The following is a 26,149-nucleotide window of genomic DNA, read 5'->3' as shown; positions in this document are numbered from 1 at the left end:
GGTGGGGCGTCCGTTGCCGCGGGCGCCCCGCTTTCGTGTGTGGGGTCAGGGTGTGAGGGCGCCGGCGCCGAGCCGGACGCGGAGGCGTTCGATGCCCTTCGGCGTGATCCGCACCTGCGGGGCGGAGGGCTTGAGGTCGCCGGTGTCGCGGTCGCGGTACGGGGGCATGGCGCGGACCTTGAGGTATCCGGCGTCGACGGCGCTGGCGTAGGGCGTCCAGCGGCCCTTCTCGCCGCGGTAGATCCAGCCGAGCTCGTGGAGCTTGTCGAAGAGGCGCTGCGGGCCGGTCTCGATGCCGGCGCGGGAGAGCATCGGTGCGACGTCACGGACCGCGTAGTCGGTGCCGGCGTCGGCGATCTCCTCCCACGCCTCGGCCATCGGCGCGAGCGCGGCGATCTCCTCGTCCTTGCGGGCGATGATTTCCTGCGCCTGCACCACGGCGCGCGCCATGAGCTGCTCCGGCGTCTCGACCGCATAGGTGCCGGTGCGGCGGATCGCGGGGAGCACTTCGTGAGTCAGCCAGCGTCGGAACTCGCGGACCTTCGGCGATCGACTGATGAGCATCAGCGCGAACACACCGGGCTCGCTGACGACCGTCATCAGCTGTCGTCCGCCGAGGGTGTCCACGGGCGCGGACGCCCTTTCGTCGGAGTCGAGCTGCGCGAAGGCGTCGCGGTACTTGGCGATGCCGAGGACATCGCACACATCCTTCGCGACAAACCACGGCTGTCCGTCGCGCACGACAGTGCGAACCTCGACGCCCTCGAAGCGGAGAGCAGCAACGGCGTTCATCGCACTCCCCCGAACATCAGATTGGCGAACATGTTCTTGACGCCCTCAGCCCGCTGCTCGTGCTTCTCGGCGTCGGCGCGTTCGATCACGAGGGACCGCATCTCGGCGATCACGTCGTCGAAGTCGACGTCGATGTACTCACTGCGGTTGCCCTCGCCGCCGAGCGCGATGAGGATGCGCTCGTTGGCCCGGGCGTTCTCGCATGCCTCGGTGACGGCGATCCGGCCGAGCTCGTGCCCGTGGGCGCGAGCTGCCCGAGCATGGGTCTGGATACGGCGGTGCGGGTGCTCGGTGATGCCGACCTTGATGCCGACCCGTCCCACCTCGATGGCGTAGATTTGCTTCTCGACACCTGCGAGCGGCGCAGCCCCAGGAATCGTCGCCGTGCGCACCTGCTGGTCGACGTAGTCGAAGACCTCGAGCGCGCTCACGACTCGTCCTCCTCGATCGCGGCGAGGCCAGCGGACATCAACCGCAGCAGGGCCGCGACGGCCAGCGTGGCGAGCGTCACGATCAGCAGCAGCAGCCCCCACGGTGCGAGGACGAACGCGAAGACCGCGGCGACGATAGCGACGAGGGTGTAGGCGTGGGACGTGACCCGCACGATCGGGCTCAGCCGTCCGGCCGGGGCAGACCGGGAGATCATGATGCGGCCGCCTCGTCAGGGTCGGTGATGCGCGTAGCGAGCCACGCATCCAGGTCGACCGGATAGAACACGTTGAGGGCGCCCTGCTTGAACTTCTTCGGTCCCTCGCCCGCGGCAAGCAGATTGCGCAGGGTCTGGTAAGCGAGACCGCAGTACTTCGCGGCTTCTCGCGTCGTGAGCACCGGACCGCGCCGAGCGCCGGTGTGCACCACGGCGGTCTCAAGCTCGCAGACGCTCATGATGCGACCGCCACAGGCTGCGGTGTAATCGCCGTCTCAAGGATCGCGGCGGCGATTGCGGCGGCAACGTTGCCGATCCATGCCGCCTCAGCGACGACGCGCCCATTCTCGACTCGAGACAGATAGGACTCAGAGACACCCGCACGGGACGCGACCTCGCGAGCTGTGAGGCCCGACTGCTCCCGAAGCGCCCGAAGCGCTGCGCCTGTTGTTGATCTCGTCATGGGAAAGACCTTACGAACTCTTTCCCATTAACGCAAGCCTGAGCCGGAACGAGTTAAGAATAAAGTTCCGAATCCTCGACAGAAATAGGAAACTTCAGTAGCATCATGCCTATGGGTACGGACATCAACCGGAAAGACCTGCCGCTCAATCGAGTTTCAATCGAGCGAGCCACGCAGCAAGAGCGCTTGTCCTACGGGGGCATGGTCGCGAAGCTGCGCGCCGAGAGGGGCCTCACTCAGGGCGAGCTCGAGGATCGCTCCGGGGTCACCTCGCGCACGATCCGGAACATCGAGACAGGCGCGGTCGCCGGGCAGGCGGACAAGCTGATCAGCCTGTTCGTCGCCCTTGGCGTGGATCTCGATGGCGATGCCCGCGCCGAGGTCGACTCGTACGTCGCGATGATCGCCCCGCTTCTGCAGGCCATCCACCCCGACCACCGACTCGCTGCGGTTGGGCAGGTGATCCCCATCCTCTCGGACGCCGTGCGCGCGCACCCCAACCTCGACACTGCGAGCGCACCCGTGCCGATCAGCAGCGGCCGCCGTACGCGTGTCGGTAGCCGTCGCCATGATCTAGAGAAGGCGACGCTAGATAGCACGAAGATCGCCGCGACAAAGGACAACACGCCGATTGACCCAGACCGGGGCGAGGCGTAAGAGGGAGATGACGCGTGAGTAGTGCGCTGGACGCGATCGAGTACGACGGGTTCATCGATGAGCCGATGAGCAGCACCGCGTTCATGTTCGGGATCAACGGCTGGGGCGACGGCCCCTGTGCGTACGACTATGACCCCTGGGTGCACGCGGAGATCCTGGATCTACCTATCGTCTTTCGCGACGACCTGCCCGATCCCGACATGGTCGCCTGCTACTCCCCGGAACACGAGGCCGTCTTCGTTCGCACGAACCTGCACGCCGCAACGGAGCGCTGTGCTATCGCCCATGAGATCGTCCACTTCGAACACCACGACGTCGGCACGGATGACCTGCAGGAGGAGCGCGCAGACCGGATCGCGGCACGCCGGCTGATCCGCCCGCGACGCATCGAGGAGCTGTCGGGCATCACGGATGACCCGGCCGTCGTCGCGCTCGAGCTGAACGTCACCGAGAAGATCATGCGGGTCTACATGCGGATGATCCGACAGGGACGGATCAGTCGCTATGCCTAGGCCTCCGCTCGAGCTTGAGACGTGGGGGCGCATCCGTCGCACCACGGTCAAGGGCAAGCCGACAGCCGTCGCCTACTACCGCGACTCTGACGGCGTCACGCGCCTCATGCAGCGGAGCGGTCGCACTGGCGCGGACGCCGAACGCAACCTCGTGAAAGCGCTGAAGAAGCGGCTCGCGCCAGCGAGCGAGCTGCTCACCCCCGACTCGCTTGTGAGCGACCTCGCGACCGCATGGCTCGACACGAAGACTCGCCTCGCCGAGGGGTCCATCCGGATCTACAAGAACGCGATCGAGAAGCACATCACGCCCGGGCTCGGCTCTGTCCGCCTCGCCGAGATCACGGTGCCACGACTCGACCGCTTCGTCACGTCGCTGACCCGGTCCTCCGGTGCGGGGACCGCGACGACCGCTCACGTCGTCCTGCGCGGAATGTTCACCCTCGCCGCTCGCCACGGGGCGGTACGCCCCAATCCGATGACGGACGTCCCGGCGCCAGAGAAGGCGAAGCGAACCGTGAAGCGCGCAGCGCCCAACGCCGAGGTCGTGCGCGCAATGCGGGCGCGCTTCGAGGAGTGGGACGCCGGCACGGAGCCACGGCCGGCAGAGGACCGCCGCCGTCGTCGACCGCGCGCGAGCGAGCTGCTGGACACGACCGACATGATCATCGGCACCGGCATCCGCACCGGCGAGCTGCTCGCTCTGCAGTGGGACCAACTGGACCTGGACGCGAAGCTCGCCACGATCCGCCGCACGATCGCACAGGACCGCGACGGGAAGTTCTTCGTGCAGGAGTTCACGAAGTCGGACGCCGGGTATCGCGAGCTGGAGCTTCCCGACCACGTCGTCGACATGCTGGTGCGTCGCCGCGTCGCGTCGTACTCCGCGTTCGTCTTCGCATCGAGCGTGGGCACCTTCCGGCATCCGAACAACTACCGGACGACGTGGCGCGAAGCTCTGCGAGACACGCCTTGGAAGGGCACCACGCCGAAGAGCTTCCGAAAGACCGTGGCTACGGTGGTCCGCGACGAGCTCGGCATCGAAGCAGCGAAGGAGCAGCTCGGCCACGAGGACGAGCGAACCACGCGGATGCACTACGCCGACGAGGTGCACCGCGGGCCTGCGGCCGGACTTGTTCTGGCGAAGCTGTTCACCTGAAAACCACGACTAAACAACGAATCGCCCCGAATCCGGTCCGGATTCGGGGCGATTTTCTTTGTTCTGACCTGGTCTTTTTCGAGCCGACTACGGGACTCGAACCCGTAACCCCCGTATTACAAGTACGGTGCGCTACCAATTGCGCCAAGTCGGCAGATGCCATCACAGCTTAGCGATGGCGGGGCGTGCGGCGGACTACTGCGCCGGCGCCGAGGTGGCGGTCGGGCTCGGCGTCGGGGTCGCCGACTCGTAGTACGCCTCGCTGGCCACGGACATGACGAACGTCGACAGCTCCTGCGGGTCGTCCAGTGCACCGACGTACGCCTCGCCGTTCACGACGATCATCGGGGCGGCGGTGAGCACGAGGTCGTCGGAGCCGGGGAGCGGCCCCTCGAGCGCGCGGGTCGTCGCCTCCTTCGCCCAGCTGACGTAGTCGCCGTCCTGGATGCAGGAGCGCACGGTCTTGGCGTTGTCCACACCGACGGCGCCCGCGAGATTGGCGAGCTCCTCGTCGGACATCCCGTCGCTTCCCACGTCGGGCTGGTCGTCGAGGAGGTCGTGGTTGAACGCGTAGAACTGGTCCGGCGAGTGCGTCGCCACGCAGGCGGCGGCCGCGGCGGAACGCAGCGAGTACTTCGTGCCGTTGGAGCTGGCGGTGAGCAGAGCGACCGGGTGGTAGCTGACGGTCGCGGCGCCGTCCTCGATCCACTGGGCGAGCAGACGGGCGTTGGCGCGCTCGAACTTGCCCGCGTCGGGCGAGAGGTAGTCGACGTAGACGTGCACCTCGACGGCGCCCGCCGCGGACGGCTCGGGCGACGGCGTCTCGCTGGCGCCGGCCTCGCTGGGCTCGGGCTCCGGTGTGGCGGAGGCGGTGCCGGCGATCGCGGCGGAGGCGATGTCCGTCACCACGACGCCATCCGCCTCCATGCCGCTCGGGCTGAGCTGCGGCTTGGACGTCTGCGAGGTCACGGCGAGCGTCACGGCGGTCCCGATCGCACCGACCGCGATGATCGCGACCGCACCGATGATGATCCGTCGCATGAGACGCGCCCGCGACTGCTGGGCGTGCACCTTCTGTGCCTTCTCCCGCACGGCCTCGCGCGAAGTGCGAGGGGCGGGGACGTTCGGCGTTTCGTCGCTCGACATCGTTCCTCTTGAGTCTCAGGGGGTCCGGGTTGGCCCCGACCACCGTCGGGCGGTGATCGCCGCTGCGCACGGCCGGGTTCGATGCTAACCAGTGAGGCTGAGAAATACCCAGGTGCGGCCGTTCGTGCCATACTGATCCCGACCCGATGGAGGGTCACGGCGGGTCGCTCCGCCGCTTCATTCACTACGGATCGTCCGGCACGTACCTGCCGGTGAAGGAGAAACACGATGGCATCTGTGACTTTCGACGAGGCCACCCGCCTGTACCCCGGCGGCACCCGTCCGGCTGTCGACAAGCTCAACCTCGAGGTGGGAGACGGCGAGTTCCTCGTCCTGGTCGGTCCCTCCGGTTGCGGTAAGTCCACCTCCCTCCGCATGCTCGCCGGCCTCGAAGAGGTCAACTCCGGCCGCATCCTCATCGGTGACCGCGACGTCACCGACGTGCCGCCGAAGGACCGCGACATCGCGATGGTGTTCCAGAACTACGCGCTGTACCCGCACATGACCGTCGCCGAGAACATGGGCTTCGCGCTCAAGATCGCCGGCGTCGGCAAGGAGGAGCGCGCCGCGCGCGTCCTCGAGGCCGCGAAGCTCCTCGACCTGGAGCAGTACCTCACCCGCAAGCCGAAGGCCCTCTCCGGTGGTCAGCGTCAGCGTGTCGCCATGGGTCGCGCCATCGTGCGTCAGCCCCAGGTCTTCCTCATGGACGAGCCGCTGTCGAACCTCGACGCCAAGCTCCGCGTCCAGACCCGCACGCAGATCGCGTCGCTGCAGCGTCGTCTCGGCGTCACCACGGTCTACGTCACGCACGACCAGACCGAGGCGCTCACGATGGGTGACCGCATCGCCGTGCTCAAGGACGGTCTGCTCCAGCAGGTCGGCTCCCCGCGCGACCTGTACGAGAAGCCGAACAACGTGTTCGTGGCCGGCTTCATCGGCTCCCCCGCGATGAACCTGTTCAGCGCCGACCTCGCCGACGGCGGCGTGCAGTTCGGCACCGAGGTCGTGCCGCTGGACCGCGACACGGTCGGCCGCGCGTCGGGCTCGCAGGTCACGGTCGGCGTCCGCCCCGAGGACATCACGGTCGGCCCGGCCGACGGTCGCGGCCTCTCGGTCGTCGTCGACCTCGTCGAGGAACTCGGCGCCGACGGCTACCTCTACGGCCACACGGAGATCAACGGCAAGCGCACCGACCTCGTCGCCCGCGTCGACGGCCGCAACCACCCGAACGCCGGGGAGACCGTCACCCTCGCCGCGAACCCGGGTCACGTGCACGCGTTCGACCTCGAGTCGGGCGACCGCCTGAACGACAAGCCGGTCGTCTCGGCCTGATCGGACACTCCACCGCGGCGCGGGCTGACTTCGGTCGCCCGCGCCGCGTCGTTTCCCCGGCACCCTAGGAGCCCCCATGCAGGAATCCCTCCGGATCACCGCCAAGACGGTCGACCCCGGTCTGCTCGCTCTGCCCTGGTCGACGCCTCTGGAGAAGTGGCCCTCCGAGCACATCGTCTCGCTGCCCAAGGGCCTCTCCCGCCACCTCGTGCGCTTCGCGGACCTCTCCGGGCGCGTGGTGGCGGTGAAGGAGACGACGACCGAGATGGCGCGCCGGGAGTATGAGATGCTCGGCAACCTGTCGCGACTCGACGTGCCGTGCGTGGAGCGCGTCGCGGTTATCGCGGGGCGCACCGACTCGTCGGGGGCGCCGCTCCCCGCGGCCCTGGTCACCTCGCATCTGCGCTTCTCGATGCCGTACCGGGCCCTCTTCACCCGGGTGCTCCGCCCGGACACGGCCACGCGCCTCGTCGACGCGCTCGCCCTGCTGCTCGTGCGTCTGCACAACGTGGGCTTCTACTGGGGAGACGTCTCGCTCTCGAACACGCTGTTCCGCCGGGATGCCGGGGCCTTCGCGGCGTACCTCGTCGACGCGGAGACCGGCGAGCTGCACGAAGAGGGCCTCACCGACGGTCAGCGCGCCTACGACCTGGACCTCGCGCGCACGAACATCGCCGGGGAGATCATGGACCTCGCCGCGGGCGGCCGCCTGGAGCACGGGGTCGACGCCGTCGCCATCGCGGACGGCATCGTGTCGTCCTACCGCTCCCTCTGGGCCGAGCTCACCGCGCAGGAGTCCTTCTCCGCCGCCGAGACCTGGCGCATCACGGAACGTGTCGAGCGGCTCAACGCCCTCGGCTTCGACATCGACGAGATGTCGATGTCGACGACCGCCGACGGCACGGTCGTGGAGATCCAGCCCAAGGTCGTCGATGCCGGGCACCACCAGCGCCGACTCATCCGCCTCACCGGTCTCGACGTCGAGGAGAACCAGGCCCGGAGGCTCCTCAACGACCTCGACGAGTTCCGTGCCCGCTCCACCAAGCAGTGGGCGGACGAGGAGATGTACGCGCACGAGTGGCTCACGCGCGTCTTCGAGCCCGTCGTCCGCGCCATCCCCTACGACCTGCGCGCCAAGCTGGAGCCGGCCGAGGTGTTCCATCAGGTGCTGGAGCACCGCTGGTACCTGTCGCAGGCGCAGGGACGCTCTGTCGCCCTCGCGGAGGTGCTGACGAGCTACATCAATGACGTGCTCCGCCACCGGCGCGACGAGGCCACCATCATGGGGCCGCCGACCGAGACGGTGGGCCTCCCCGTCGTCACCGGCACGCTGGCGCTCGGCGACGACGACGAGGTGGACTGGCGCGACCTCGTCTGAGTCCGTGCCCGCCGGTCGGCGCCGCGCCGGACGGCGTCAGTAGCCGACCGTGAACCGCTCGCGGTGGTGGTTGCCCTGCTCGATCTCGTCGACGATCGCGACGGCGAAGTCCGCACCGGAGATGTACGACTTCCCGTCCTCGTCGCGGACGAGGACGTCACCGCCGTCCCGGTAGCGTCCGGTGCGCTCCCCCTCGGCCCACGGCCCGAAGACCTCGGCCGGGTGCACGAAGAACCAGTCCAGGCTCTCCGCGGTGCGCTCCAGGAGCGCGAGCGAGTCGATGCCGACCTGCGCCTCGTGCTTGTACTCCTCGGGGAACCCCTGATCGAACAGTCGAGGGCCACCGGGCGCGACGAGGCTGCCGCCCGCGCCGCCCACGACCCCGAGCCGGGTCTCGGTGCCGTCGAGCAGCGCGACCACGTTCGTCAGCGCCTCGAGGACACGGTCCTCCATGTCACCGCGCGGCGAGAGCGCGGAGACCACGACATCGGCGCCCGCGAACGCCTCGGTCAGCGTCGCGGGGTCGAGCGCGGTCCCCTGCACGTACGCCGCGCCCGCGACCGGATCCGCGGGGGTCGAGCGCGAGATGGCGACGACCGCGTGATCGCGGCTCACCGCTTCCGCGACGATGTGGCGTCCGGCGTAGCCGGTTCCTCCCAGGACGATGATGCGGGCCATGCGTGTTCCTCTCGGTCAGTCCGCGGCGCGGACGGTCGCGACCTGGTACAGCGCGACCGAGGCCGCGATGCCGGCGTTCAGCGACTCGGTCGCCGCGGAGATGGGGATGGAGACGATCTGGTCGCAGGTCTCGGTCACGAGGCGGGACAGGCCCTTGCCCTCCGAGCCCACGACGATGACGACGGGACGGTCCGCCAGCTCCAGCGCGGGCAGCGAGACGTCGCCGTCACCGTCGAGTCCGAGCACGAACACGCCCTGCTTCTTGAACTCCTTGAGCTGCGTGGTGAGGTTCGACGCCAGGGCGACCGGGATGCGCGCCGCCGCGCCCGCACTCGTCTTCCACGCCGCGGAGTTCACACCGGCGGAACGACGCTGCGGCAGGATGATGCCGTGGCCGCCGAACGCCGCCGTCGAGCGGATGATCGCACCGAGGTTGCGGGGGTCCGTGATGCCGTCGAGGGCGACGAACAGCGGCGTCTCGCCGCGGTCGATGACCTGCTCCAGGAGGTCCTGCGGGTGGGCGTACTCGTACGGCGGCACCTTGAGGGCGACGCCCTGGTGCACGCCGTCGAAGCCGGCCATGCGGTCGAGTTCCTGGCGGGTGACCTCGAGCACCGGGATGTCGCGGTGGGTCGCGATCGACAGCATCTCCTTGACGCGGTCGTCCATCTCGACGCGCTGCGCGATGTACATCGCCGTCGCCGGGATCTTCGCGCGCAACGCCTCGAGCACGGAGTTGCGGCCGGTGACCGTCTCGGTGTCGGTGGTGTTGTCCTTCGACCGGGCGCTGCGGTTCGGGTTGCCGCCGGAGGCGGGGCGCCCACCGGGCTTGCCCTTGCCGCCCGCAGCCGCGTAGCGCTCGGCCGCGGCCTTGCGCTTACCGGCGGGGTGCCACGCGCGGTCCTCCGCCTTCGGCGTGGGCCCGCGACCCTCGAGCGCCTTGCGCCCGAGACCGCCGGTGCCCTTGGTCGGGCCCTTCTTGTTTCCCTTGCTCGCGCCGGGGCGCCCTGGCTTAGCCATCGATACTCCAATGAGTTCCGGCCGGAGTGTCCTCCAGCGTGATTCCTGCGGCGGCGATCGCGTCACGGATGCGATCCGCCGCCGCCCAGTCCTTCTCCGCGCGCGCGGTGGCGCGCTGCGCGATCATCTCCTGCACCAGCGCGTCCAGCGCTGCGGCCTGCGCGCCCCCGGCGGCGCCGGACCCCGTGCGCGGGTCCAGACCGAGGATCCCGGTCATGGCGAGCACCGCCCGCGCCGCGTCCAGGGCCGTGCCGGTGTCGCCCGCGTCCAGCGCCGAGTTCCCGGCCCGCACGCTCTCGTGCACGACGGCCAGCGCCTGCGGCACGCCGAGGTCGTCGTCCATCGCCTCGACGAAGGCGTCGGGCAGGCTCCGCGCGTCCTCGGCACCGATCTCCTCGCCGGCCGCGCGGAATGCGCGATCGAGGAAGGAGCGGATACGGCCGAGCGCCGCGTCCGCCTCCGCCCAGGACGATTCCGAGAGGTCGAGGCTCGACCGGTAGTGCGCAGCGGCGAGGGCGTAGCGCACGACCAGCGGGTCCCGCTCCGCGAGCACGTCCCGTGCGAGGGTGAAGTTGCCGAGGGATTTCGACATTTTCTGGCCGTCGACGGTCACGAGACCGTTGTGCACCCAGTAGCGGGCGAAGCCGTCACCCGCGGCCGTCGACTGCGCGAGCTCGTTCTCGTGATGGGGGAACCGCAGGTCGAGGCCGCCGCCGTGGATGTCGAACTCCGCACCGAGGTACCGCTTCGCCATGGCCGAGCACTCGATGTGCCAGCCCGGACGCCCCGGCCCCCACGGCGACGCCCAGGTCGCGTCGGCGGGCTCGTCGGGCTTGGCCCCCTTCCACAGGGCGAAGTCCTGGGGGTTGCGCTTGCCCCGCGGGTCGGCGTCCTGCGCCGCCTCCATCGCGTCCACCGACTGATGGGTGAGATCGCCGTAGGACGGCCAGGAGCGCACATCGAAGTACACGTCGCCCGACCCGTCGGGAGCGGGGTACGCGTGGCCCCGGTCGATGAGCAGCGCGATGAGTTCCTGCATCTGCGGGACGGAGGCCGTCGCCCGCGGCTCGTACGTGGGCGGCAGGATGCCGATGCCGGCGTAGGCCGCGGCGAACTCCTGCTCCATCCGGTAGGCGAGCGCCCACCACGGCTCGGCGTCCGTGGCGTTGGCGAGCACCTTGTCGTCGATGTCGGTGACGTTGCGCACGAAGGTCACGCGGCCGTAGCGGTGCGTCAGCCAGCGGCGCAGGAGATCGAAGCTCAGGGCCGCCCGGACGTGGCCGATGTGCGGGCCGGACTGCACGGTGGGTCCGCACACGTACATCGTGATGTTCTCGGGATCGAGAGGCACGAAGTCGCGCAGCAGCTGTGCGCGGGTGTCGTAGAGGCGGAGAGTCACCGCTCAAGCCTACTCGGCGGGCGCTGAGAGACTCCGCTCGGGTCGCGGGATGACGACCGCGACGGCCGTGACCGCGATCCCCTCGCCCCGTCCGGGGAAGCCGAGGCCGTCGGTCGTCGTGGCCGTCACGGCCACCGGAGCGCCCCCAAGCGCCGCCGACAGCGCCGCCTCGGCCTCCCCGCGTCGTCCGCTGAACCGCGGGCGATTGCCCTGGAACTGCACGGACACGTTGCCGATCATGAACCCGGCCTCCGCCAGGAGCTCCGCGGTGCGGGAGAGGAAGACATCGGCGTGCGCCCCCGCGTACTCCGGATGGGCGGTGCCGAAGTGCTCGCCGATGTCGCCGAGCCCGGCGGCGCCGAGCAGGGCGTCGACGATCGCGTGGGCGACCGCGTCTCCGTCCGAATGCCCGGAGAGCGCGGGCTCCCCCGGCCATTCCAGCCCGGCCAGCCACAGCGGCCCGTCGCCGCCGAAGGCGTGCACGTCCGTGCCGATGCCCACGCGGGGTGCGCTCACGGCGACAGCCGACGTGCGAGGCACGGAAGACGAGATGGGCGCGGACGCGACGAGGAGACGGGCGCGCTCGAGGTCGGCAGGAGTCGTGATCTTGAACGAACGCTCGGAGCCCGGCACCAGCCGTACCGCGTGTCCCGCTGCGGCGAAGAGCGCCGCGTCATCCGTGTACTCGATGCCCTGGGCGGTCGCCTCCGCGTAGGCCGCTTCCAGCGGGCCACGTGGGAATCCCTGCGGCGTCTGCGCGGCCGCGAGTTCCGCACGATCCACGGTGCCCACAACGAGGCCGTCCGCGACCCGCTTGAGCGTGTCCACGACCGGCAGGCTCGGTACGGCACCGGCGTCGGCGATTACGGCCGCCGCCACGGCGTCGATCACCTCGGGCGGGGTCAGCGCGCGCGCGGCGTCGTGCACGAGCACCGTGCTCACGTCCCCCCACAGCGCCGCGAGTCCGGCCGCGACGGATTCCTGCCGCGTCGCCCCACCGGTGACCACGCGGCCCAGGTCGGCACGATCGCCGGCAGCCGCGAGCAGCTCGGTCTGCGCGTCGCCCTCGTATCCCGCGGGGGCAACGACGACCACCTGCAGGGGCGCCGCCGCGAACACGCCATCGAGGGCGTGCCGCAGGATGGTACGGCCGTCGATGCCGACGAACGCCTTGGGCGCTCCGGCCTCGAGACGGGTGCCGGAGCCGGCGGCGACGACGATGATCGCGGTGTGCGGGACGGGGAGGATGCTCACAGCTTCACGTTACCGGCGGAGACGACGGAAGGCGGGTGCCGCAGCACCCGCCTTCCGTGAAGGACGTCTCAGGACGCGAGGACCTCGTCGAGCAGGGCGCCCGCCTTGTCCTCGTCGATCTTCTCGGCCAGCGCCAGCTCCGAGATGAGGATCTGCCGGGCCTTGGCCAGCATCCGCTTCTCACCCGCGGACAGGCCGCGGTCCTGGTCGCGGCGCCAGAGGTCGCGCACGACCTCGCTCACCTTGATGACATCGCCGGACGCGAGCTTCTCCAGGTTCGCCTTGTACCGGCGCGACCAGTTGGTGGGCTCCTCGGTGAACGGCGCGCGCAGCACCTCGAACACGTGGTCGAGGCCCTCCTTGCCGATCACGTCGCGGACGCCGACGAGGTCGACGTTCTCGGCCGGGACCTCGATGATGAGATCACCCTGCGTGACGTTGAGCTTCAGGTATTTCTTCGTCTCGCCCTTGATGACGCGTTCCTTGACCTCGATGATGGTCGCAGCGCCATGGTGCGGATAGACGACGGTCTCGCCAACCTCAAAAAGCATAAAAACATGTCCTTTCGGCAACCTCAAGGATACCACAGGGGATATGCGCTAAGGTTCGCGCTTCCTGTTCCCAGCGGCTCCTCGACTTACCCATAGAATGGGGAGGGATATCCCGTCGGACCTCAGGAGGACCCGTGAAATCGCGCCTTGTCGCGTCTGCCGCCATCAGCGCCCTCGTTCTGCTCGGCGCGACCGGGTGCACGTTCATCACGCCGCAGGCGACGAAGACCGAGTACGCCGCCTCGGACGGCGTGAACGTGTCGGACGAGGACGGCCCCATCGCCGTCCGGAATGCCCTCATCATCGCGAACGACGACGGCACGGCCGGGAACTTCGTGGGCGCGATCGTCAACCCGACGCAGGACCGCGCCACCCTGACGGTCTCCCTCGAGGGTGGCGAGCCGTTCGAGATCACGGTGCCCGCCGGCGGATCGATCAGCCTCGGCGCCGACCAGGAGCCGGTGGAGATCGTCGACCTCGACACCATGCCCGGCGCCACCGTCGCGATGCACTTCCAGTCCGGCGACTCGGCCGGTGTGACCACGCAGGTGCCCGTCCTCGACGGCACCCTGCCGTACTACTCGGACCTCGCTCCGAAGGACTGAGTCCGCAGACAGACACGAGAGGCCGGCACCCACGGGTGCCGGCCTCTCCTGTCTGTGGTCAGCCCTCGAAGCGATACCCCAGGCCGCGGACGGTCACGAGCATCACCGGTTCACTGGGGTTCTCCTCGATCCGCGAGCGGATGCGCTTGATGTGCACGTCGAGCGTCTTGGTATCGCCGAAGTAGTCGCTCCCCCACACGCGGTCGATGAGCTGGCCGCGCGTGAGCACCCGGCCGGAGTTGCGCATCAGCACCTCCAGCAGCTCGAACTCCTTCAGCGGCATGTTGATCTGCTCACCGGCCACCGCCACCGTGTGCCGATCGATGTCGAGCGAGACGCGCCCGCCCTCGAGCACCCGCTCGTCGAGCTCGGCCTCGGCCTGCACCACCCGCCGCAACACGGCACGCATCCGGGCGAGCAGCTCCCGCGACGAGTACGGCTTGGTGATGTAGTCGTCCGCGCCGAGCTCGAGCCCCACCACGATGTCGACCTCGGAGTCCTTCGCCGTCAGCATGATGATCGGCACGGCGGACGTGGAGCGTATCTGTCGGCACACCTCCGTGCCCGGCATCCCCGGGAGCATGAGGTCGAGCAACACGATGTCCGCGCCGCGCTCCCGGAACGCCGTCAGCGCACCAGGGCCGTCTTCGGCGATCTCCACCTCGTAGCCCTCGCGGCGCAGCAGATAGGCGAGCGGGTCGGCGAGGTCGGGCTCGTCTTCGACGAGAAGGATGCGGGTCATGCGGTCTCTCCGTTTCGGACGCGCGTCGCCCCGGTGGCGGGGACGGCCTTGCGCGCGCGCTTCTTCTTGCTCTTCTTGCCCTGCCCGGCGTTCGCCGGGGCGTCGATCCGGGGCAGGCGGATGGTGAACGTGGACCCGCGGCCCGGGCGCGACCAGAGCCGCACCTCTCCTCCGTGGCGCTGGGTGGCGTGCTTGACGATGGACAGCCCGAGGCCGGTGCCGCCGGTGCGCCGGGAGCGGGCCTCGTCCGCGCGGTAGAACCGCTCGAAGATGCGCTCGCGGTCGGCCTCGGCGATCCCGATGCCCTGGTCGGAGACGGCGATCTCCACGACGTCGTCGTCGGCCTTCACCCCGACGCCCACCCGGGAGCCGCGCGGCGAGTAGACGATGGCGTTGGCGATCAGGTTGCCGACCGCCTCGATGAGGATCTGCGCGTCGCCGCGCACCCAGACGCCGCGGTCTCCACCGCGGGCGAGCTCCACACCCGCGGAGTCGGCCTGCACGACGTGGGCTTCGATCGAGGAGGCGATGACCTCGTCGATCGAGACCGGGGCGACCTCGGTCAGCCCGTCCTCCGCCTGCAGCCGGGACAGACTCATGATGCGTCCGGTGAGCTGACCGAGACGGCCGGCCTCCGCCGAGATCCGGGACGCGAACGCCCGCACCTGGGCGGGGTCGTCGGCGGCGGACTCGATGGCCTCGGCGAGCAGGCTCACGGCCCCGACGGGCGTCTTGAGCTCGTGGCTCGTGTTGGCGACGAAGTCGCGACGCATCTGGTCGAGGCGTTCCTGCTCGGTCACGTCACGGATGATGAGGAGCACGAGGCGCGCCCCGATCGCACTCGCCCTGGCCGACACGAGACGCGGGTCGAGGCTGAGACCGCCGCGGGTGATCCGCATCGAGGCGGTCGCCGTCTCCCCCGTCGAGCGGACGCCCCGCACGAGCTGACGGAGCTCCGGATTGTCGAGCGTCGATCCGACCTCGATCCCGAACCGTGCGGCGGCCTTCGACGTGGCGAGCACGAGACCGGAGACGTCGACCACGCACGCGGCGTCGTCCATGCTGCGCAGCACGTCGGTGATCCCGGGCGGGATCGTCATCGACGTCTCCTCCTCCGCCCGCGCCCGCGCCCGATAGGCCCAGACGACGAGGAGCGAGAGGCCCACGCCGATCGCCAACCCGATGGCGAGGGAGGACAGCGCGAGCTGCGGCAGGGTCATGACTCCAGCGTAGAGCGCGTTCACCGTCGATCCGGCGGGTTTCCGCGTCATCCCGGGGAGCGGAGACGTACTATTCACTCGCTGGGCACCGTTCGTTAACCTTCGGAGCAGACAATCGCTTCAGGCCTGCGCGCGCGCAGTCCTCTCCCTGCGGACGCCCCGCCGCCCCGCGCTGGACCGTCAGCCGGGATCCGAATGAAAGGTTGCGCCCACCATGCGCGAAGTCTTCCACCAGTCCCTCGAGGACCTGCAGTCCCGCCTTGTCGAGATCGCCGAGCTCGTCACGGTGTCCATCGACAAGGCGACCCGCGCGTTCGCCACGAGCGACGTCGCGCTGGCCGAGGAGGTCATCGCCGACGACGCGAAGATCGACGAGCTCGCGGTCGCGCTGGACGAGCAGGCCATCGAGATCCTCGCCCGACAGCAGCCGGTCGCGCGCGACCTCCGGATCGTCGTCACGGCGCTCCGCGTCAGCGCGTCCCTGGAGCGGATGGGCGACATGTCCGAGCACATCGCCCAGCTCGCCCGCCTGCGCTTCCCGGAGCGCGCGATCCCGAAGGGCCTGAAGGGCACGTTCGTGAAGATGGGCGAGCTGGACGTGGAGATCTCCCGCACGCTCACGGAACTCCTCCGCACCCAGGATCTGAAGTTCGCCGACGCGATCCGCAACGCCGATGACGACGTCGACGAACTGCACGCCAGCGTCTTCGAGAAGGTGCTGAGCGACAACTGGAAGGGCGAGGCCGTCGCCACGGTCGACGCGACGCTCGCGAGCCGCTACCACGAGCGGTTCGCGGACCACGCGGTCGCCGTCGCCAAGAAGGTCGTCTACCTCGCGACGGGCGACTGGCACGTCGAGGAGGAGGACATCGCCCTCGCGGTGGAGCAGCAGGAGCAGCTCGGCCACGCCTGACGAGACCCCGCCTTATCGCCGAGACCCCCTGCTGCAGTCGCCTGCAGCAGGGGGTCTCGACGTGAAACCGGGGGCTCGGTTACTTCTTGCCTTGGGCGGCCACGGCCGCGGCACCGGCGGCGGCGGCCTCCGGGTCGAGGTACCGGCCGGGACCGGTCGGTGCGTTGTTCTCGTCGAGCTCGTACACCAGCGGAATGCCGGTCGGGATGTTCAGGCCGGCGATGTCGTCGTCGCTGATGCCCTCGAGGTGCTTGACGAGGCCGCGCAGCGAGTTGCCGTGCGCGGTCACGAGGACGGTCTTGCCGGCTTCCAGGTCGGGGACGATCTCCGCGTCCCAGTACGGCAGGAGGCGGTCGATGACGAGCTTGAGCGACTCCGTGCGCGGCACCTCGCCGTCGATGCCCTCGTAGCGGGCGTCGCCCACCTGGCTGAACTCGCTCGCGTCGTCCAGCGGGGGCGGCGGCACGTCGAACGAGCGGCGCCACAGCTGGAACTGCTCCGGACCGAACTCCTCGAGCGTCTGCGCCTTGTCCTTGCCCTGCAGCGCGCCGTAGTGACGCTCGTTGAGGCGCCACGACCGCTTCACCGGGATCCACAGCCGGTCGGCCGCGTCCAGCGCGATGTCGGCGGTCTGGATCGCGCGGCTCAGCAGCGACGTGTGCAGCACGTCGGGCAGGATCCCGGACTCGGCGAGCAGCTCACCGCCGCGACGGGCCTCGCCCTTGCCCTGCTCGGTGAGGCGGACGTCCACCCAGCCGGTGAAGAGGTTCAGTTCGTTCCACTCGCTCTGGCCGTGGCGGAGCAGGATCAGGGTGCGCTTCGCAGTCATGTCGCCAGTTTATCCGGGGGCGCGGAGCGGGCACAGCGGCGGAGGAGGGAGGATGGACGCATGGCGTCATCTCCCCTCGGTCGGCCGACCCGCGGCACGACAGGGACGAACCGGCTGCGTCGGAACGACCGGTGGATCGCCGCCTCCCCCGCCTTCCGACGCGCGCCCGACCCCCTCGTCGTCGACCTCGGTTTCGGGGCGAGCGGGGTGACCGCGTTCGAGCTGGCCGCCCGACTGCGACGCGTGCGGCCGGACGCGGAGGTGCGCGGTCTGGAGCTCGATCCGGACCGGGTGGCCACCGCGGAGCAGCAGCTCGCCGAGGTCCGGGCCGGCCGGACCCCCTTCCCCGCCGACCTCCGCGTCTCCTTCGCCCGCGGCGGGTTCGAGGTACCGCTCCCCGGCGGTCGGCGCCCCGCCGTCATCCGGGCGATGAATGTCCTGCGGCAGTATGACGAGACCGAGGTCGCCGCCGCCTGGCGGACGATGGCGCACCGCCTCGCGCCGGACGGGCTCCTGGTGGAGGGCACCTGCGACGAGATCGGGCGCGTGGCGAGCTGGGTCGATGTCGATCCCGGCGGCACGCCGCTCCGCTTCACCGTCTCCCTCCGCCTCCGCGGGCTCGAGGCCCCGAGCATCGTGGCGGAGCGGCTGCCCAAGGCCCTCATCCACCGCAACGTCCCCGGCGAGCGCATCCATGCGCTGCTCGTCGATCTGGACCGGGAGTGGGAGCGCGCTGCTCCCCTGTCGACCTTCGGGGCCACGCAGCGCTTCCTCGCCGCGGTGACCGCGCTGCGCGCCCAGGGCTGGCCTGTGCAGGGCGGGCGGAGCCGCTGGCGACTCGGCGAGCTCAGCCTGCCGTGGGACGCCGTCGCACCGGCCTGACGCACCCCGCGAGGACACAATCCTGCTGTATACCGGTGCGCACCTCACCCCGGGCCTGCGCACCGCTAGCGTCGTACGCGGCGGGCCGTACCGACGCGTGCGCCGACTCGATCGCCATGCGTTCCCAGGGCAGGAGAGGCGATGACGACCGACAGCGCGAAGGCGGAAGGATCCGCGGAGGCACAGGAGAACGACCGCGAGCGACTCGGCGACGTCCTGACGTCGGCGCAGGACTTCGCGCATGAGCAGTCCGGCTACCGGACGGCGTTGAAGGCACGGCACCTGCAGATGATCGCTCTCGGCGGCGCGATCGGCACCGGGCTGTTCATGGGGGCGGGCGGACGCCTGAACGCCGCGGGTCCCCTGTTGGCCGTCTCCTACCTGGTGTGCGGGGTGTTCGCCTTCTTCATCCTCCGCGCCCTCGGAGAGCTCGTCATCCACCGCCCCTCCTCCGGATCGTTCATCTCGTACGCGCGGGAGTTCTTCGGTGAGCGACTAGCCTTCGCCGCCGGCTGGCTGTATCTGCTGAACTGGGGCATGACGGCGATCGTCGACTCCACGGCCGTGGCGCTCTACGTCCACTACTGGTCGGCGTTCCGCGTCGTGCCCCAATGGCTGCTCGCGCTGATCGCCCTGATCGTGGTCGTCGGCCTCAACCTCGTCTCGGTCCGGCTGTTCGGCGAGATGGAGTTCTGGTTCTCGCTCGTGAAGGTCGCCGCGCTCGCCCTCTTCCTCGTGATCGGCGTGGTGTTCCTCGCGGCCGGCTGGCAGACCGATCAGGGACCGACGGGGATCCCCATGCTCGCGGCGCACGGAGGCTTCGCGCCGGAAGGCGTGCTCCCCGCCGTGATCGTGATGCAGGGGGTCGTCTTCGCCTACGCCTCCATCGAGCTGGTCGGCACCGCCGCGGGTGAGACCGCGGACCCGGAGAAGGTGATGCCCCGGGCCGTGAACTCGGTGATCCTGCGCATCGCCGTGTTCTAAGTCGGATCGGTGCTGCTCCTCGCCCTGCTGCTCCCGTACACGGTGTACCGCGCCGGGGAGAGCCCGTTCGTGACGTTCTTCTCGCACGTGGGAGGACCGGACGTGGGGACGGTGGCCGGCAGCGCCATGAACTTCATCGTGATCACCGCCGCGGTCTCCGGGCTGAACGCCGGGCTCTACTCGACGGGCCGGGTCTTCCGTTCGCTCGCGAGTTCGGGCGCCGCACCCCGCGCGACCGGTCGGATGAGCCGTCGCGGCGTGCCCGTCGTCGGCATCCTCGTCACGGCCGTGTTCGCCCTCGCCGGGGTGCTCCTGAACGCCGTGGTGCCGGGACAGGCCTTCGAGATCGTGCTCAACATGTCCGCGCTGGGGATCATCGCGGCCTGGGCGACCATCATCCTCTGCCAGCTCCGGCTGTACCGGCTGTCGCGACGCGGCCTCGTCGCGCGACCGTCGTTCCGTCTCTTCGGCGCACCGTACACCTCGTATCTGACGCTGGCGTTCCTCGCGTCCGTCGTCGTGCTCATGGCCTTCGACTATCCGACGGGCACGTGGACGGTCGCCAGCCTCGGCGTGCTGATCCCTGCCCTCATCGGCGGCTGGTTCCTCGCCCGGGGACGGATCGCGGAGATCGCCGCGCAGCGCTCGACGGCCGGTCCGGACGGCGAGGGCTGACCGGCGCCCGTCGGCTCAGACCCCGGCGTCGCGGGGATCGGGCGCCGTGGGCCGGCGGGACAGCCGCGTCAGGCGCGGGATGTCCGCGGTGGCGCCGGCGTCGGCCGGGACGATGATCTGCTGGGACGCGGCGATGTCGATCCCCTCGGCCCGGACGACGAGGTCGCCGACGGGAGCGCGGCGAGACAGGAGGGCGAGGGCGATCGGTCCGTCCTCGTGATGCCGCGCGGAGGAGGTGATGTGCCCGACCTCGTCATCACCCGCGAACACGGGGGCTCCGGGTTCCGGAAGCACGGCGTCGCTGCCGTCGAGCTGGAGCAGTGCGAGCCGCCGCGGCGGATGACCGAGGTTGTGCACCTTCGCGACGGTCTCCTGCCCGCGATAGCAGCCCTTGTTCAGGTGCACGGCGCTGCGGAGCCAGTCCGACTCGTGCGGCAGCGATCGCTCGTCCACCTCGGCCGCCCACCGCGGGCGCCAGGCGGCGATGCGCAGAGCGTCGGCGGCGAGGAGACCGGCGGCATCCTCCCGATCGAGCTCCGCGGCGAGCGCCCGCGCCGCCGTCTCGGGCACGATGCCGACCCGCCAGGCGAGGTCGGCTCCGGGGTGCGCGGCCACATCCGCGTACTGATGACCGCCGACGGCGACCTGCTGCCACGGGTCGGCCCAGATCCGCGCGTCGTCGAGGCCGCGCACGCGCTCGGCCGCGGGACCACCGTCGACGAAGCCGAGCAGCGCCAGGTCGGGGCGCAGCTCGACCGTGGCCTGGGTGCGGAACTTCATCCGCGTCAGCCAGGTCGCGAGCCCCTCGGCATCGCCGGCGTCCGCCAGGAGCCAGGTCGAGGTGCCGTCGTCGAGGACGCCGGCCGCGTGCTCCACCCGTCCCTGCGGATCGAGGACGAGGAGCTCGGTGCTCTCCCCCGCTCGCAGACGACCCACCGCCTGCGACGTGATGGAGTCGAGCCAGGGGAGGCGTTCGGGGCCGGACACCTCGATGACCGTCCGGTCGTCGAGGGGCGCGATCGCCGTTCCGGCCGCGAGGCGGCGCTGCTCCCGGAACGGATCGCCGAAGTGGGCGATCCCGCGCTCCCCCGCTGTCGCGGCGGGGACGCCGTCGAAGACGCTGGTGCTCACGGTGTGCTCCGTTCAGACGCGGGCGAGACGCGCCGAGGCGTGCGCCCGCAGAGGTGTGCCGAGGGCGGCGATGTCCCACGCCCACAGCAGGTGCCCGTCGACGAGTCCGTACATCCGCGAGGCGGAGCCGTAGTCCTTGGCACCGGCGCCGCGCACGATCGCGTCCGACGCGAGGTCGACCCGCGGTCCGTTGATCTCGCCGAGGTAGTACTCGAGCATGCCGTCCGAGCGCGCCAGCGACACCTCGAGCGGGAACGCGCCGTTGTCCGACCGCAGGGCCTCCACGTCGTCGACCGTGCGGGTGACGGGGGTCGCCGTCGGCGGCAGCAGCGCCGGTCCCGCGTCGGTCGCCGCGGCCGGACGCGCCAGACGCCAGAAACCGGACTCGGCGGTCAGCGGGACGGCGGGTGCACCCTCGTCACCGACGAAGGTCGCCGTGGCCGCGTAGTTGAGGAACGGTCCCCCGTCGTGGCTGAAGCTGACGCGATGCGTGAACTCGCCCTGCAGACGCTCCTCGCCGACCGGGTAGTCGATCACCCCGGAACCCTCCCACACGCCGATCAGCCACGCCAGGGGGGCGAGGTCGGCGGGAAGGTCGGTGGGGAGTTCGATCATGTCGTCAGCGCTGGCCGCGGAAGAGGTTGCGCAGCACCACGGCCGACACGAAAACGATCGCGAGGCTCGCCAGGCCGAGCAGGCCGATGAAGAAGATTTCGAGCGCCATGATGTCCATGACTTCCACCTTACCCCCGGCGATCCGGGTCAGGAGGGGATGAGGGCGGCCAGGCCGAAGCCGACCGAGATGATCCCCATCAGCAGCAGCGCACCGGTCACGCTGCTCGCGACGCGGAAGATGAAGCCCTGCGTGCGGCCGTACCAGAGCTGCACGGCGAAGGACAGCAGCACCACCGCCCCGAAGCCGACCAGCATCCAGGGGATGCGCCACTCCTCCGGAGCGAAGATCCCGATGACGATGCTGCCGACGAACGCGGTCGCCCAGACCGCGATGACGCCGGTGAAGGCGTTGCGGGGCGCGAGTGCCGGTTCTGACATGTCTCCATTCTTGCGCATCGGTGGCCGCTATCATGGCGGCACGGCGTCGATCCCCCCGCCGGTGAGGAGTGCGCGTGGCCCTGGTGCTGGTTCTGACCAATGCTCCGCTCTCGGAGCAGGTGCTGCCCGCCCTCGAGCTGCTGAGCCATCGCACGCGGCAGATCCCGGCGGAGCCGGCGCAGCTGATCAATGCCCCGGAGTACGACATCGTGATCGTCGACGGCCGTCACGACCTCGTCGGGGCGAAGTCGCTGTGCCGACTGCTGCGGGCCACCGGACAAGACGCGCCGCTCCTGCTCGTGGTGACCGAGGGCGGCATGAGCGCGCTGTCGGGCGAGTGGGGCATCGACGACGTCCTGCTGGCGACGGCCGGTCCGGCGGAGATCGACGCGCGCGTGCGTCTGGCGCTCGCGCGACGGGACGAGGTCGCCGAACCGGCGCGGGTGCAGGCCTCCGGGGTCACGATCGACGAGCAGTCCTACTCGGCCAAGCTCCACGGGCGGCCGCTGGACCTCACCTACAAGGAGTTCCAGCTCCTGCACTTCCTCGCCACCCACCCGTCCCGGGTGTTCACCCGCGAGCAGCTGCTCAGCGAGGTGTGGGGGTACGACTACTTCGGCGGCACCAGGACCGTCGACGTGCACGTGCGACGGCTCCGCGCCAAGCTCGGCGATCAGGAGCAGATCATCGGCACCGTGCGCAACGTCGGGTACCGCTTCAACGTCTACGAGGACGACAGCCTGGTCGGCTCGCGCTGACCCCCGTTCACACGCCCGACACCTGCCGGTGCTTAGATGTACCCCATGATCGATCCCGCACTCGCCGACGCCGGACTCGGTGACGCCGAAGACGACGACTTCGACGACGCCGTCGAGGCGCCGGACTCGCAGCTCCCCGACCATCGCTACCTGGACCGTGAGCTGAGCTGGCTCGCTTTCAACCAGCGGGTGCTCGAACTCGCGGAGGACCCGTCGCTGCCGGAGCTGGAGCGGGCGAACTTCCTGGCGATCTTCGCCAGCAACCTCGACGAGTTCTTCATGGTGCGCGTGGCCGGTCTCAAGCGGCGCATCATGACCGGTCTCGCCGTGCCGACCAACATCGGGCGCTCCCCCGTCGACGCCCTCGCCGACATCTCGCGGGAGGCGCACGCCCTCCAGCTCCGCCACGCGGACGCCTGGACGAAGCTCGTCCGCCCCGCCCTCGCCGACTCCGGCATCGAGATCACCGAGTGGTCGGATCTCACCGACGACGAGCGCAGCGCGCTGTCCGACTACTTCGGCGCGCAGGTCTTCCCGGTGCTGATGCCGCTGGCGGTCGACCCGGCGCACCCGTTCCCCTACATCTCCGGACTCTCCCTGAACCTCGCCATCCGCATCCGCAACGCGCGGACCGGCCGCCAGGAGTTCGCCCGCCTCAAGGTGCCGCCCATGCTGCCGCGCTTCGTCGAGGTGCCGTCCACCGGCGAGATCAAGCGCTTCCTCCGCCTCGAGGAGCTCATCGCCAACCACCTCGGCGACCTGTTCCCCGGCATGGAGGTGCTCGACCACCACGCGTTCCGCCTCACCCGCAACGAGGACGTGGAGATCGAGGAGGACGAGAGCGAGAACCTCATCCAGGCGCTGGAGGCCGAGCTGCTGCGCCGCCGGTTCGGGCCGCCGATCCGGCTCGAGATCACCGACGACATGGACGAGGTCACGATGGACCTCCTCGTGCGCGAGCTCGACATCACCGACCAGGAGGTCTACCGCCTCCCCGGGCCGCTCGATCTGCGCGGCCTCTTCGACCTGTCGCGCATCGATCGCCCGGATCTGCGGTACCCGCCGCACCTCCCCACCACCGCGCTGGCCTTCCAGCCGACGGGCTCCAACACCCGTGCGGACATCTTCAAGGCGATCCGGAAGTCCGACGTGCTCGTGCACCACCCGTACGAGTCCTTCACCACGAGCGTCCAGGCGTTCCTGGAGCAGGCCGCCCGCGACCCGCACGTGCTCGCCATCAAGCAGACCCTGTACCGGACGTCCGGCGACAGCCCCGTCGTGCAGGCCCTCATCGACGCCGCCGAGGCCGGCAAGCAGGTGCTCGCGCTCGTCGAGGTGAAGGCCCGCTTCGACGAGGCCAACAACATCGTGTGGGCGCGCAAGCTCGAGAAGGCCGGCGTGCACGTGGTGTACGGCCTCGTCGGGCTCAAGACCCACTGCAAGCTCGCCCTCGTGATCCGCGAGGAGGAGGGCAAGCTCCAGCACTACTCGCACGTCGGCACCGGCAACTACAACCCGAAGACGAGCCGCATCTACGAGGACTTCGGTCTGTTCACCGCCGATGCCCAGGTCGGCAAGGACCTCACCCGGCTGTTCAACGAGCTCAGCGGCTACGCGATCGAGAAGAAGTTCAAGCGTCTGCTCGTCGCCCCGCTCCACCTCCGCAAGGGCCTCGTGCGGCTGATCGACGCCGAGCGCCGGATCGCCGAGTCGGGCAAGCCCGCGCACATCCGCATCAAGGTCAACTCGATGGTCGACGAGGAGATCATCGACGCCCTCTACCGCGCCAGCGCCGCAGGGGTGAAGGTCGACGTGTGGGTGCGCGGAATCTGCAGCCTGCGGCCCGACCTCGACGGGATCAGCGACAACATCACCGTCCGCAGCATCCTCGGCCGCTACCTCGAGCACTCGCGCATCTTCACGTTCGAGAACGACGGCGACCCGCAGGTGTACATCGGCAGCGCCGACATGATGCACCGCAACCTCGACCGGCGCGTCGAGGCTCTGGTGCGGGTGACCGACCCGGCGCACCTCAAGGAGCTCACCGCCTTCTTCGACCTGGCGATGGACGACCGGACCTCGTCGTGGCACCTTGGCCGCGACGGCGTGTGGGAGCGCCACGCCGTGGATGCCGACGGCAAGCCGCTCACCGACCTGCAGGATAAGACCATGGGGATGATCCAGCGACGTCGTCGGGCGCGGGCGGTTCGATGACGGCGCGGCAGGTCCAGCTCCCGCCGTCCGCGGCCGACGCGAAGTGGGCGGACAAGGCCGTGTACGCGGCCGGCGCCGTCGTGTGGCGTCTGGTCGACGGCAAGCTGCGGATCCTGCTCATCCACCGCACGAAGTACCGCGACGTCACCCTGCCGAAGGGCAAGGTCGACCCGGGCGAGATGCTCGCGGAGACCGCTGTCCGCGAGGTGCACGAGGAGACCGGCATCCGCGTGGCCCTCGGCGTGCCGGTCGGGATCAGCCGCTACCACCTCGCGTCCCGCAAGCAGAAGGTCGTGCACTACTGGGCCGCCGAGGCGACGGACGCCGCGATCCGCGCCTCGACCTTCGTGCCCAACCGCGAGATCGCCGCGCTCGAGTGGGTCAGCGTGAAGAAGGCCCGTGCCGCGCTGAGCTACCCCGTCGACCTCGAGATCCTCGATGCGTTCGCGGCCCTCGTCGACGACGGCGTGCTGCGGACCTTCCCGGTGATCGCCCTCCGGCACGCGAAGGCCCTGCCCCGCTCGGAGTGGGACAAGGCCGACGCCGCGCGTCCCCTCACCGACCGGGGGAAGCGGCAGGCGAAGGCCATCGTCGGTCCGCTCCGCGCGTTCGGCGTGCGCAAGATCGTCACCAGCGACGCGGTGCGCTGCGTGCAGACCGTCACGCCGCTCGCGAAGGCCCTGGACCGCCAACCGGTACTCACCGAGAAGATCAGCCAGGACGCCTGGGAGGACGGCGTCGCCGATCTCCGCTCCGTCGTCGGCCGCCGCATCCGCGCCGGCAAGCCCGCCGTGCTCTGCAGCCACGGCCCGGTGCTGCCTGCGCTCCTCTCGGAGATCGCCCTCGCGACCGGCACCGTGCACGGCTCGTACGTCGGCAGCGCCGCCGACCTGGAGACCGGCGCGTTCTCCGTGGTGCACGTCTCGGCGACCAATCCCGGCTCCGGCATCATCTCGATCGAGACCCACGCGCCGAAGGTCTGACCCCCCTCGTTCGAATCGCGCACTTCGCTGCATCTCGGCCGGAAATGGCGCAAAGTGGGCGATTCGAAACGGAGGGGGCCGCGCGGTGACGGGGATCGGCTCCAGAGAGTCGCCGGTCGTTCACCTGCCGTTCACCTGCGCGGGAGAGTCTCGTTAACCGTCGCCCCTAGCGTCAC

General features: G+C 70.0%; 28 protein-coding genes, 1 tRNA gene and 1 pseudogene. 12 read left to right on the top strand and 18 right to left on the bottom strand.

Features of this window, described 5'->3' with window-relative positions; translation table 11 throughout:
- Window positions 1-45: 45 nt before the first annotated feature.
- Genes CJ226_RS08975 through CJ226_RS18655 form a run of 5 tightly spaced genes read right to left on the bottom strand, consistent with a single transcriptional unit; the run spans window position 46 to window position 1,901 of the window.
- Window positions 46-792 carry a phage antirepressor KilAC domain-containing protein gene (locus CJ226_RS08975; RefSeq protein WP_102208942.1) on the bottom strand — a complete coding sequence of 249 codons (747 nt, stop codon included), beginning with the start codon at window positions 790-792 and terminating at the stop codon, window positions 46-48.
- A complete protein-coding gene (locus tag CJ226_RS08970; protein WP_102208941.1) occupies window positions 789-1,223 on the bottom strand; it encodes a hypothetical protein in 435 nt (144 codons plus the stop codon). The genes CJ226_RS08975 and CJ226_RS08970 overlap by 4 nt, the downstream gene beginning before the upstream one ends.
- On the bottom strand, window positions 1,220-1,438 hold the full coding sequence (locus tag CJ226_RS08965; protein ID WP_102208940.1) for a hypothetical protein: 219 nt from the start codon (window positions 1,436-1,438) through the stop codon (window positions 1,220-1,222). Before CJ226_RS08965 ends, CJ226_RS08970 begins: the two co-directional genes overlap by 4 nt.
- Entirely contained in the window at window positions 1,435-1,677 is a 243-nt protein-coding gene (locus CJ226_RS08960) for a helix-turn-helix domain-containing protein (protein ID WP_102208939.1), read from the bottom strand. Before CJ226_RS08960 ends, CJ226_RS08965 begins: the two co-directional genes overlap by 4 nt.
- Window positions 1,674-1,901, bottom strand: coding sequence for a helix-turn-helix domain-containing protein (locus CJ226_RS18655; RefSeq protein ID WP_025104319.1), 228 nt, complete (start codon window positions 1,899-1,901; stop codon window positions 1,674-1,676). The genes CJ226_RS08960 and CJ226_RS18655 overlap by 4 nt, the downstream gene beginning before the upstream one ends.
- Window positions 1,902-2,012: 111 nt before the next feature.
- On the opposite strand from CJ226_RS18655, the gene CJ226_RS08950 reads away from it, so the two are divergent.
- From CJ226_RS08950 to CJ226_RS08940, 3 genes are read left to right on the top strand one after another with little or no spacing between them, the layout of a single operon-like run.
- Window positions 2,013-2,558, top strand: a complete 546-nt coding sequence (locus CJ226_RS08950) for a helix-turn-helix transcriptional regulator (RefSeq protein WP_180964576.1) — start codon at window positions 2,013-2,015, stop codon at window positions 2,556-2,558.
- A gap of 14 nt (window positions 2,559-2,572) precedes the next feature.
- Entirely contained in the window at window positions 2,573-3,070 is a 498-nt protein-coding gene (locus CJ226_RS08945; RefSeq protein WP_029989577.1) for an ImmA/IrrE family metallo-endopeptidase, read from the top strand.
- Window positions 3,063-4,226, top strand: a complete 1,164-nt coding sequence (locus CJ226_RS08940) for a site-specific integrase (protein ID WP_102208937.1) — start codon at window positions 3,063-3,065, stop codon at window positions 4,224-4,226. Before CJ226_RS08945 ends, CJ226_RS08940 begins: the two co-directional genes overlap by 8 nt.
- A gap of 81 nt (window positions 4,227-4,307) precedes the next feature.
- Here the strand turns inward: CJ226_RS08940 and CJ226_RS08935 are convergent.
- Together CJ226_RS08935 and CJ226_RS08930 are read right to left on the bottom strand one after the other, a co-directional pair.
- Window positions 4,308-4,380: transfer RNA gene (locus CJ226_RS08935), tRNA-Thr, on the bottom strand.
- A 41-nt stretch (window positions 4,381-4,421) separates the two neighbouring features.
- Window positions 4,422-5,372 (bottom strand): thioredoxin domain-containing protein, encoded by a 951-nt coding sequence (locus CJ226_RS08930; protein ID WP_102208936.1) that lies wholly within the window; start codon window positions 5,370-5,372, stop codon window positions 4,422-4,424.
- A 228-nt stretch (window positions 5,373-5,600) separates the two neighbouring features.
- Between CJ226_RS08930 and CJ226_RS08925 the strand changes: the two genes are divergently transcribed.
- On the top strand, window positions 5,601-6,704 hold the full coding sequence (locus CJ226_RS08925) for an ABC transporter ATP-binding protein (RefSeq protein WP_025104314.1): 1,104 nt from the start codon (window positions 5,601-5,603) through the stop codon (window positions 6,702-6,704).
- A gap of 76 nt (window positions 6,705-6,780) precedes the next feature.
- The gene (locus tag CJ226_RS08920) at window positions 6,781-8,082 is read left to right on the top strand and encodes a DUF4032 domain-containing protein (protein ID WP_062636305.1); all 1,302 of its coding nucleotides are present in this window, start codon (window positions 6,781-6,783) and stop codon (window positions 8,080-8,082) included.
- A gap of 36 nt (window positions 8,083-8,118) precedes the next feature.
- Here the strand turns inward: CJ226_RS08920 and CJ226_RS08915 are convergent, their stop codons facing one another.
- From CJ226_RS08915 to CJ226_RS08895, 5 genes are all read right to left on the bottom strand, one after another.
- Window positions 8,119-8,760: an NAD(P)-dependent oxidoreductase gene (locus tag CJ226_RS08915; RefSeq protein WP_062636303.1), complete on the bottom strand. Its 642-nt coding sequence runs from the start codon at window positions 8,758-8,760 to the stop codon at window positions 8,119-8,121.
- Window positions 8,761-8,775: 15 nt separating this feature from the next.
- Window positions 8,776-9,780, bottom strand: coding sequence for a 23S rRNA (guanosine(2251)-2'-O)-methyltransferase RlmB (rlmB, locus tag CJ226_RS08910; protein ID WP_025104311.1), 1,005 nt, complete (start codon window positions 9,778-9,780; stop codon window positions 8,776-8,778).
- Window positions 9,773-11,179, bottom strand: a complete 1,407-nt coding sequence (cysS, locus tag CJ226_RS08905; RefSeq protein ID WP_102208935.1) for a cysteine--tRNA ligase — start codon at window positions 11,177-11,179, stop codon at window positions 9,773-9,775. Before cysS ends, rlmB begins: the two co-directional genes overlap by 8 nt.
- A 9-nt stretch (window positions 11,180-11,188) precedes the next feature.
- Window positions 11,189-12,433 carry a 2-C-methyl-D-erythritol 4-phosphate cytidylyltransferase gene (ispD, locus tag CJ226_RS08900; RefSeq protein WP_102208934.1) on the bottom strand — a complete coding sequence of 415 codons (1,245 nt, stop codon included), beginning with the start codon at window positions 12,431-12,433 and terminating at the stop codon, window positions 11,189-11,191.
- 68 nt (window positions 12,434-12,501) lie between these two features.
- On the bottom strand, window positions 12,502-12,984 hold the full coding sequence (locus tag CJ226_RS08895; RefSeq protein WP_025104308.1) for a CarD family transcriptional regulator: 483 nt from the start codon (window positions 12,982-12,984) through the stop codon (window positions 12,502-12,504).
- 134 nt (window positions 12,985-13,118) lie between these two features.
- On the opposite strand from CJ226_RS08895, the gene CJ226_RS08890 reads away from it, so the two are divergent.
- Window positions 13,119-13,589, top strand: coding sequence for a DNA modification methylase (locus CJ226_RS08890; RefSeq protein ID WP_102208933.1), 471 nt, complete (start codon window positions 13,119-13,121; stop codon window positions 13,587-13,589).
- 58 nt (window positions 13,590-13,647) lie between these two features.
- Here CJ226_RS08890 and CJ226_RS08885 read toward each other — a convergent pair whose 3' ends face one another.
- Together CJ226_RS08885 and CJ226_RS08880 are read right to left on the bottom strand one after the other, a co-directional pair.
- On the bottom strand, window positions 13,648-14,331 hold the full coding sequence (locus tag CJ226_RS08885; protein WP_025104306.1) for a response regulator transcription factor: 684 nt from the start codon (window positions 14,329-14,331) through the stop codon (window positions 13,648-13,650).
- Entirely contained in the window at window positions 14,328-15,551 is a 1,224-nt protein-coding gene (locus tag CJ226_RS08880; protein WP_062636295.1) for a cell wall metabolism sensor histidine kinase WalK, read from the bottom strand. Before CJ226_RS08880 ends, CJ226_RS08885 begins: the two co-directional genes overlap by 4 nt.
- 214 nt (window positions 15,552-15,765) lie before the next feature.
- Here CJ226_RS08880 and phoU point away from each other — a divergent pair, with 214 nt between their 5' ends.
- Entirely contained in the window at window positions 15,766-16,464 is a 699-nt protein-coding gene (gene phoU, locus CJ226_RS08875) for a phosphate signaling complex protein PhoU (RefSeq protein WP_025104304.1), read from the top strand.
- Window positions 16,465-16,543: 79 nt separating this feature from the next.
- On the opposite strand, the gene CJ226_RS08870 is transcribed toward phoU, so the two are convergent.
- The gene (locus CJ226_RS08870) at window positions 16,544-17,293 is read right to left on the bottom strand and encodes a phosphoglyceromutase (RefSeq protein WP_101848551.1); all 750 of its coding nucleotides are present in this window, start codon (window positions 17,291-17,293) and stop codon (window positions 16,544-16,546) included.
- Between the two features lie 60 nt (window positions 17,294-17,353).
- Between CJ226_RS08870 and CJ226_RS08865 the strand changes: the two genes are divergently transcribed.
- Entirely contained in the window at window positions 17,354-18,175 is an 822-nt protein-coding gene (locus CJ226_RS08865) for a class I SAM-dependent methyltransferase (protein ID WP_102208932.1), read from the top strand.
- Window positions 18,176-18,316: 141 nt separating this feature from the next.
- Window positions 18,317-19,834, top strand: a pseudogene (locus CJ226_RS08860) (amino acid permease).
- Between the two features lie 15 nt (window positions 19,835-19,849).
- On the opposite strand, the gene CJ226_RS08855 reads toward CJ226_RS08860, so the two are convergent.
- The 3 genes from CJ226_RS08855 to CJ226_RS08845 all read right to left on the bottom strand — a co-directional run bounded on the left by CJ226_RS08855 (window position 19,850) and on the right by CJ226_RS08845 (window position 22,018).
- Complete coding sequence (locus CJ226_RS08855; RefSeq protein WP_102208931.1) at window positions 19,850-20,965, bottom strand: folate-binding protein YgfZ; 1,116 nt, start codon at window positions 20,963-20,965, stop codon at window positions 19,850-19,852.
- Window positions 20,966-20,977: 12 nt separating this feature from the next.
- Window positions 20,978-21,580 carry an FABP family protein gene (locus CJ226_RS08850; protein ID WP_025104300.1) on the bottom strand — a complete coding sequence of 201 codons (603 nt, stop codon included), beginning with the start codon at window positions 21,578-21,580 and terminating at the stop codon, window positions 20,978-20,980.
- Window positions 21,581-21,727: 147 nt separating this feature from the next.
- Complete coding sequence (locus CJ226_RS08845) at window positions 21,728-22,018, bottom strand: hypothetical protein (RefSeq protein WP_062636289.1); 291 nt, start codon at window positions 22,016-22,018, stop codon at window positions 21,728-21,730.
- Between the two features lie 74 nt (window positions 22,019-22,092).
- Between CJ226_RS08845 and CJ226_RS08840 the strand changes: the two genes are divergently transcribed.
- The 3 genes from CJ226_RS08840 to CJ226_RS08830 are packed head-to-tail and all read left to right on the top strand — an operon-like array spanning window position 22,093 to window position 25,973.
- Window positions 22,093-22,776, top strand: a complete 684-nt coding sequence (locus CJ226_RS08840; protein ID WP_025104297.1) for a response regulator transcription factor — start codon at window positions 22,093-22,095, stop codon at window positions 22,774-22,776.
- A gap of 45 nt (window positions 22,777-22,821) precedes the next feature.
- On the top strand, window positions 22,822-24,990 hold the full coding sequence (locus CJ226_RS08835; protein WP_062636867.1) for an RNA degradosome polyphosphate kinase: 2,169 nt from the start codon (window positions 22,822-22,824) through the stop codon (window positions 24,988-24,990).
- Complete coding sequence (locus tag CJ226_RS08830; RefSeq protein ID WP_102208930.1) at window positions 24,987-25,973, top strand: NUDIX hydrolase; 987 nt, start codon at window positions 24,987-24,989, stop codon at window positions 25,971-25,973. The genes CJ226_RS08835 and CJ226_RS08830 overlap by 4 nt, the downstream gene beginning before the upstream one ends.
- The last annotated feature ends 176 nt before the right edge of the window (window positions 25,974-26,149 follow it).

It is taken from the genome of Microbacterium sp. UMB0228 (genome assembly GCF_002871415.1).
Lineage (GTDB): Bacteria > Actinomycetota > Actinomycetes > Actinomycetales > Microbacteriaceae > Microbacterium.
Note: the sequence above shows the minus strand (reverse complement) of the source record. Positions and strands in the feature narration are given on the sequence as shown.

What these genes read in the sequence shown, in the direction of transcription:
- CJ226_RS08975 (WP_102208942.1), bottom strand. Translation starts at nt 792, where the DNA reads ATGAACGCCGTTGCTGCTCTCCGCTTCGAGGGCGTCGAGGTTCGCACT.
- CJ226_RS08965 (WP_102208940.1), bottom strand. Translation starts at nt 1,438, where the DNA reads ATGATCTCCCGGTCTGCCCCGGCCGGACGGCTGAGCCCGATCGTGCGG.
- CJ226_RS08960 (WP_102208939.1), bottom strand. Translation starts at nt 1,677, where the DNA reads ATGAGCGTCTGCGAGCTTGAGACCGCCGTGGTGCACACCGGCGCTCGG.
- CJ226_RS18655 (WP_025104319.1), bottom strand. Translation starts at nt 1,901, where the DNA reads ATGACGAGATCAACAACAGGCGCAGCGCTTCGGGCGCTTCGGGAGCAG.
- CJ226_RS08950 (WP_180964576.1), top strand. Translation starts at nt 2,013, where the DNA reads ATGGGTACGGACATCAACCGGAAAGACCTGCCGCTCAATCGAGTTTCA.
- CJ226_RS08940 (WP_102208937.1), top strand. Translation starts at nt 3,063, where the DNA reads ATGCCTAGGCCTCCGCTCGAGCTTGAGACGTGGGGGCGCATCCGTCGC.
- CJ226_RS08930 (WP_102208936.1), bottom strand. Translation starts at nt 5,372, where the DNA reads ATGTCGAGCGACGAAACGCCGAACGTCCCCGCCCCTCGCACTTCGCGC.
- CJ226_RS08925 (WP_025104314.1), top strand. Translation starts at nt 5,601, where the DNA reads ATGGCATCTGTGACTTTCGACGAGGCCACCCGCCTGTACCCCGGCGGC.
- CJ226_RS08920 (WP_062636305.1), top strand. Translation starts at nt 6,781, where the DNA reads ATGCAGGAATCCCTCCGGATCACCGCCAAGACGGTCGACCCCGGTCTG.
- CJ226_RS08915 (WP_062636303.1), bottom strand. Translation starts at nt 8,760, where the DNA reads ATGGCCCGCATCATCGTCCTGGGAGGAACCGGCTACGCCGGACGCCAC.
- rlmB (WP_025104311.1), bottom strand. Translation starts at nt 9,780, where the DNA reads ATGGCTAAGCCAGGGCGCCCCGGCGCGAGCAAGGGAAACAAGAAGGGC.
- CJ226_RS08895 (WP_025104308.1), bottom strand. Translation starts at nt 12,984, where the DNA reads ATGCTTTTTGAGGTTGGCGAGACCGTCGTCTATCCGCACCATGGCGCT.
- CJ226_RS08885 (WP_025104306.1), bottom strand. Translation starts at nt 14,331, where the DNA reads ATGACCCGCATCCTTCTCGTCGAAGACGAGCCCGACCTCGCCGACCCG.
- CJ226_RS08880 (WP_062636295.1), bottom strand. Translation starts at nt 15,551, where the DNA reads ATGACCCTGCCGCAGCTCGCGCTGTCCTCCCTCGCCATCGGGTTGGCG.
- phoU (WP_025104304.1), top strand. Translation starts at nt 15,766, where the DNA reads ATGCGCGAAGTCTTCCACCAGTCCCTCGAGGACCTGCAGTCCCGCCTT.
- CJ226_RS08870 (WP_101848551.1), bottom strand. Translation starts at nt 17,293, where the DNA reads ATGACTGCGAAGCGCACCCTGATCCTGCTCCGCCACGGCCAGAGCGAG.
- CJ226_RS08865 (WP_102208932.1), top strand. Translation starts at nt 17,354, where the DNA reads ATGGCGTCATCTCCCCTCGGTCGGCCGACCCGCGGCACGACAGGGACG.
- CJ226_RS08850 (WP_025104300.1), bottom strand. Translation starts at nt 21,580, where the DNA reads ATGATCGAACTCCCCACCGACCTTCCCGCCGACCTCGCCCCCCTGGCG.
- CJ226_RS08845 (WP_062636289.1), bottom strand. Translation starts at nt 22,018, where the DNA reads ATGTCAGAACCGGCACTCGCGCCCCGCAACGCCTTCACCGGCGTCATC.
- CJ226_RS08835 (WP_062636867.1), top strand. Translation starts at nt 22,822, where the DNA reads ATGATCGATCCCGCACTCGCCGACGCCGGACTCGGTGACGCCGAAGAC.
- CJ226_RS08830 (WP_102208930.1), top strand. Translation starts at nt 24,987, where the DNA reads ATGACGGCGCGGCAGGTCCAGCTCCCGCCGTCCGCGGCCGACGCGAAG.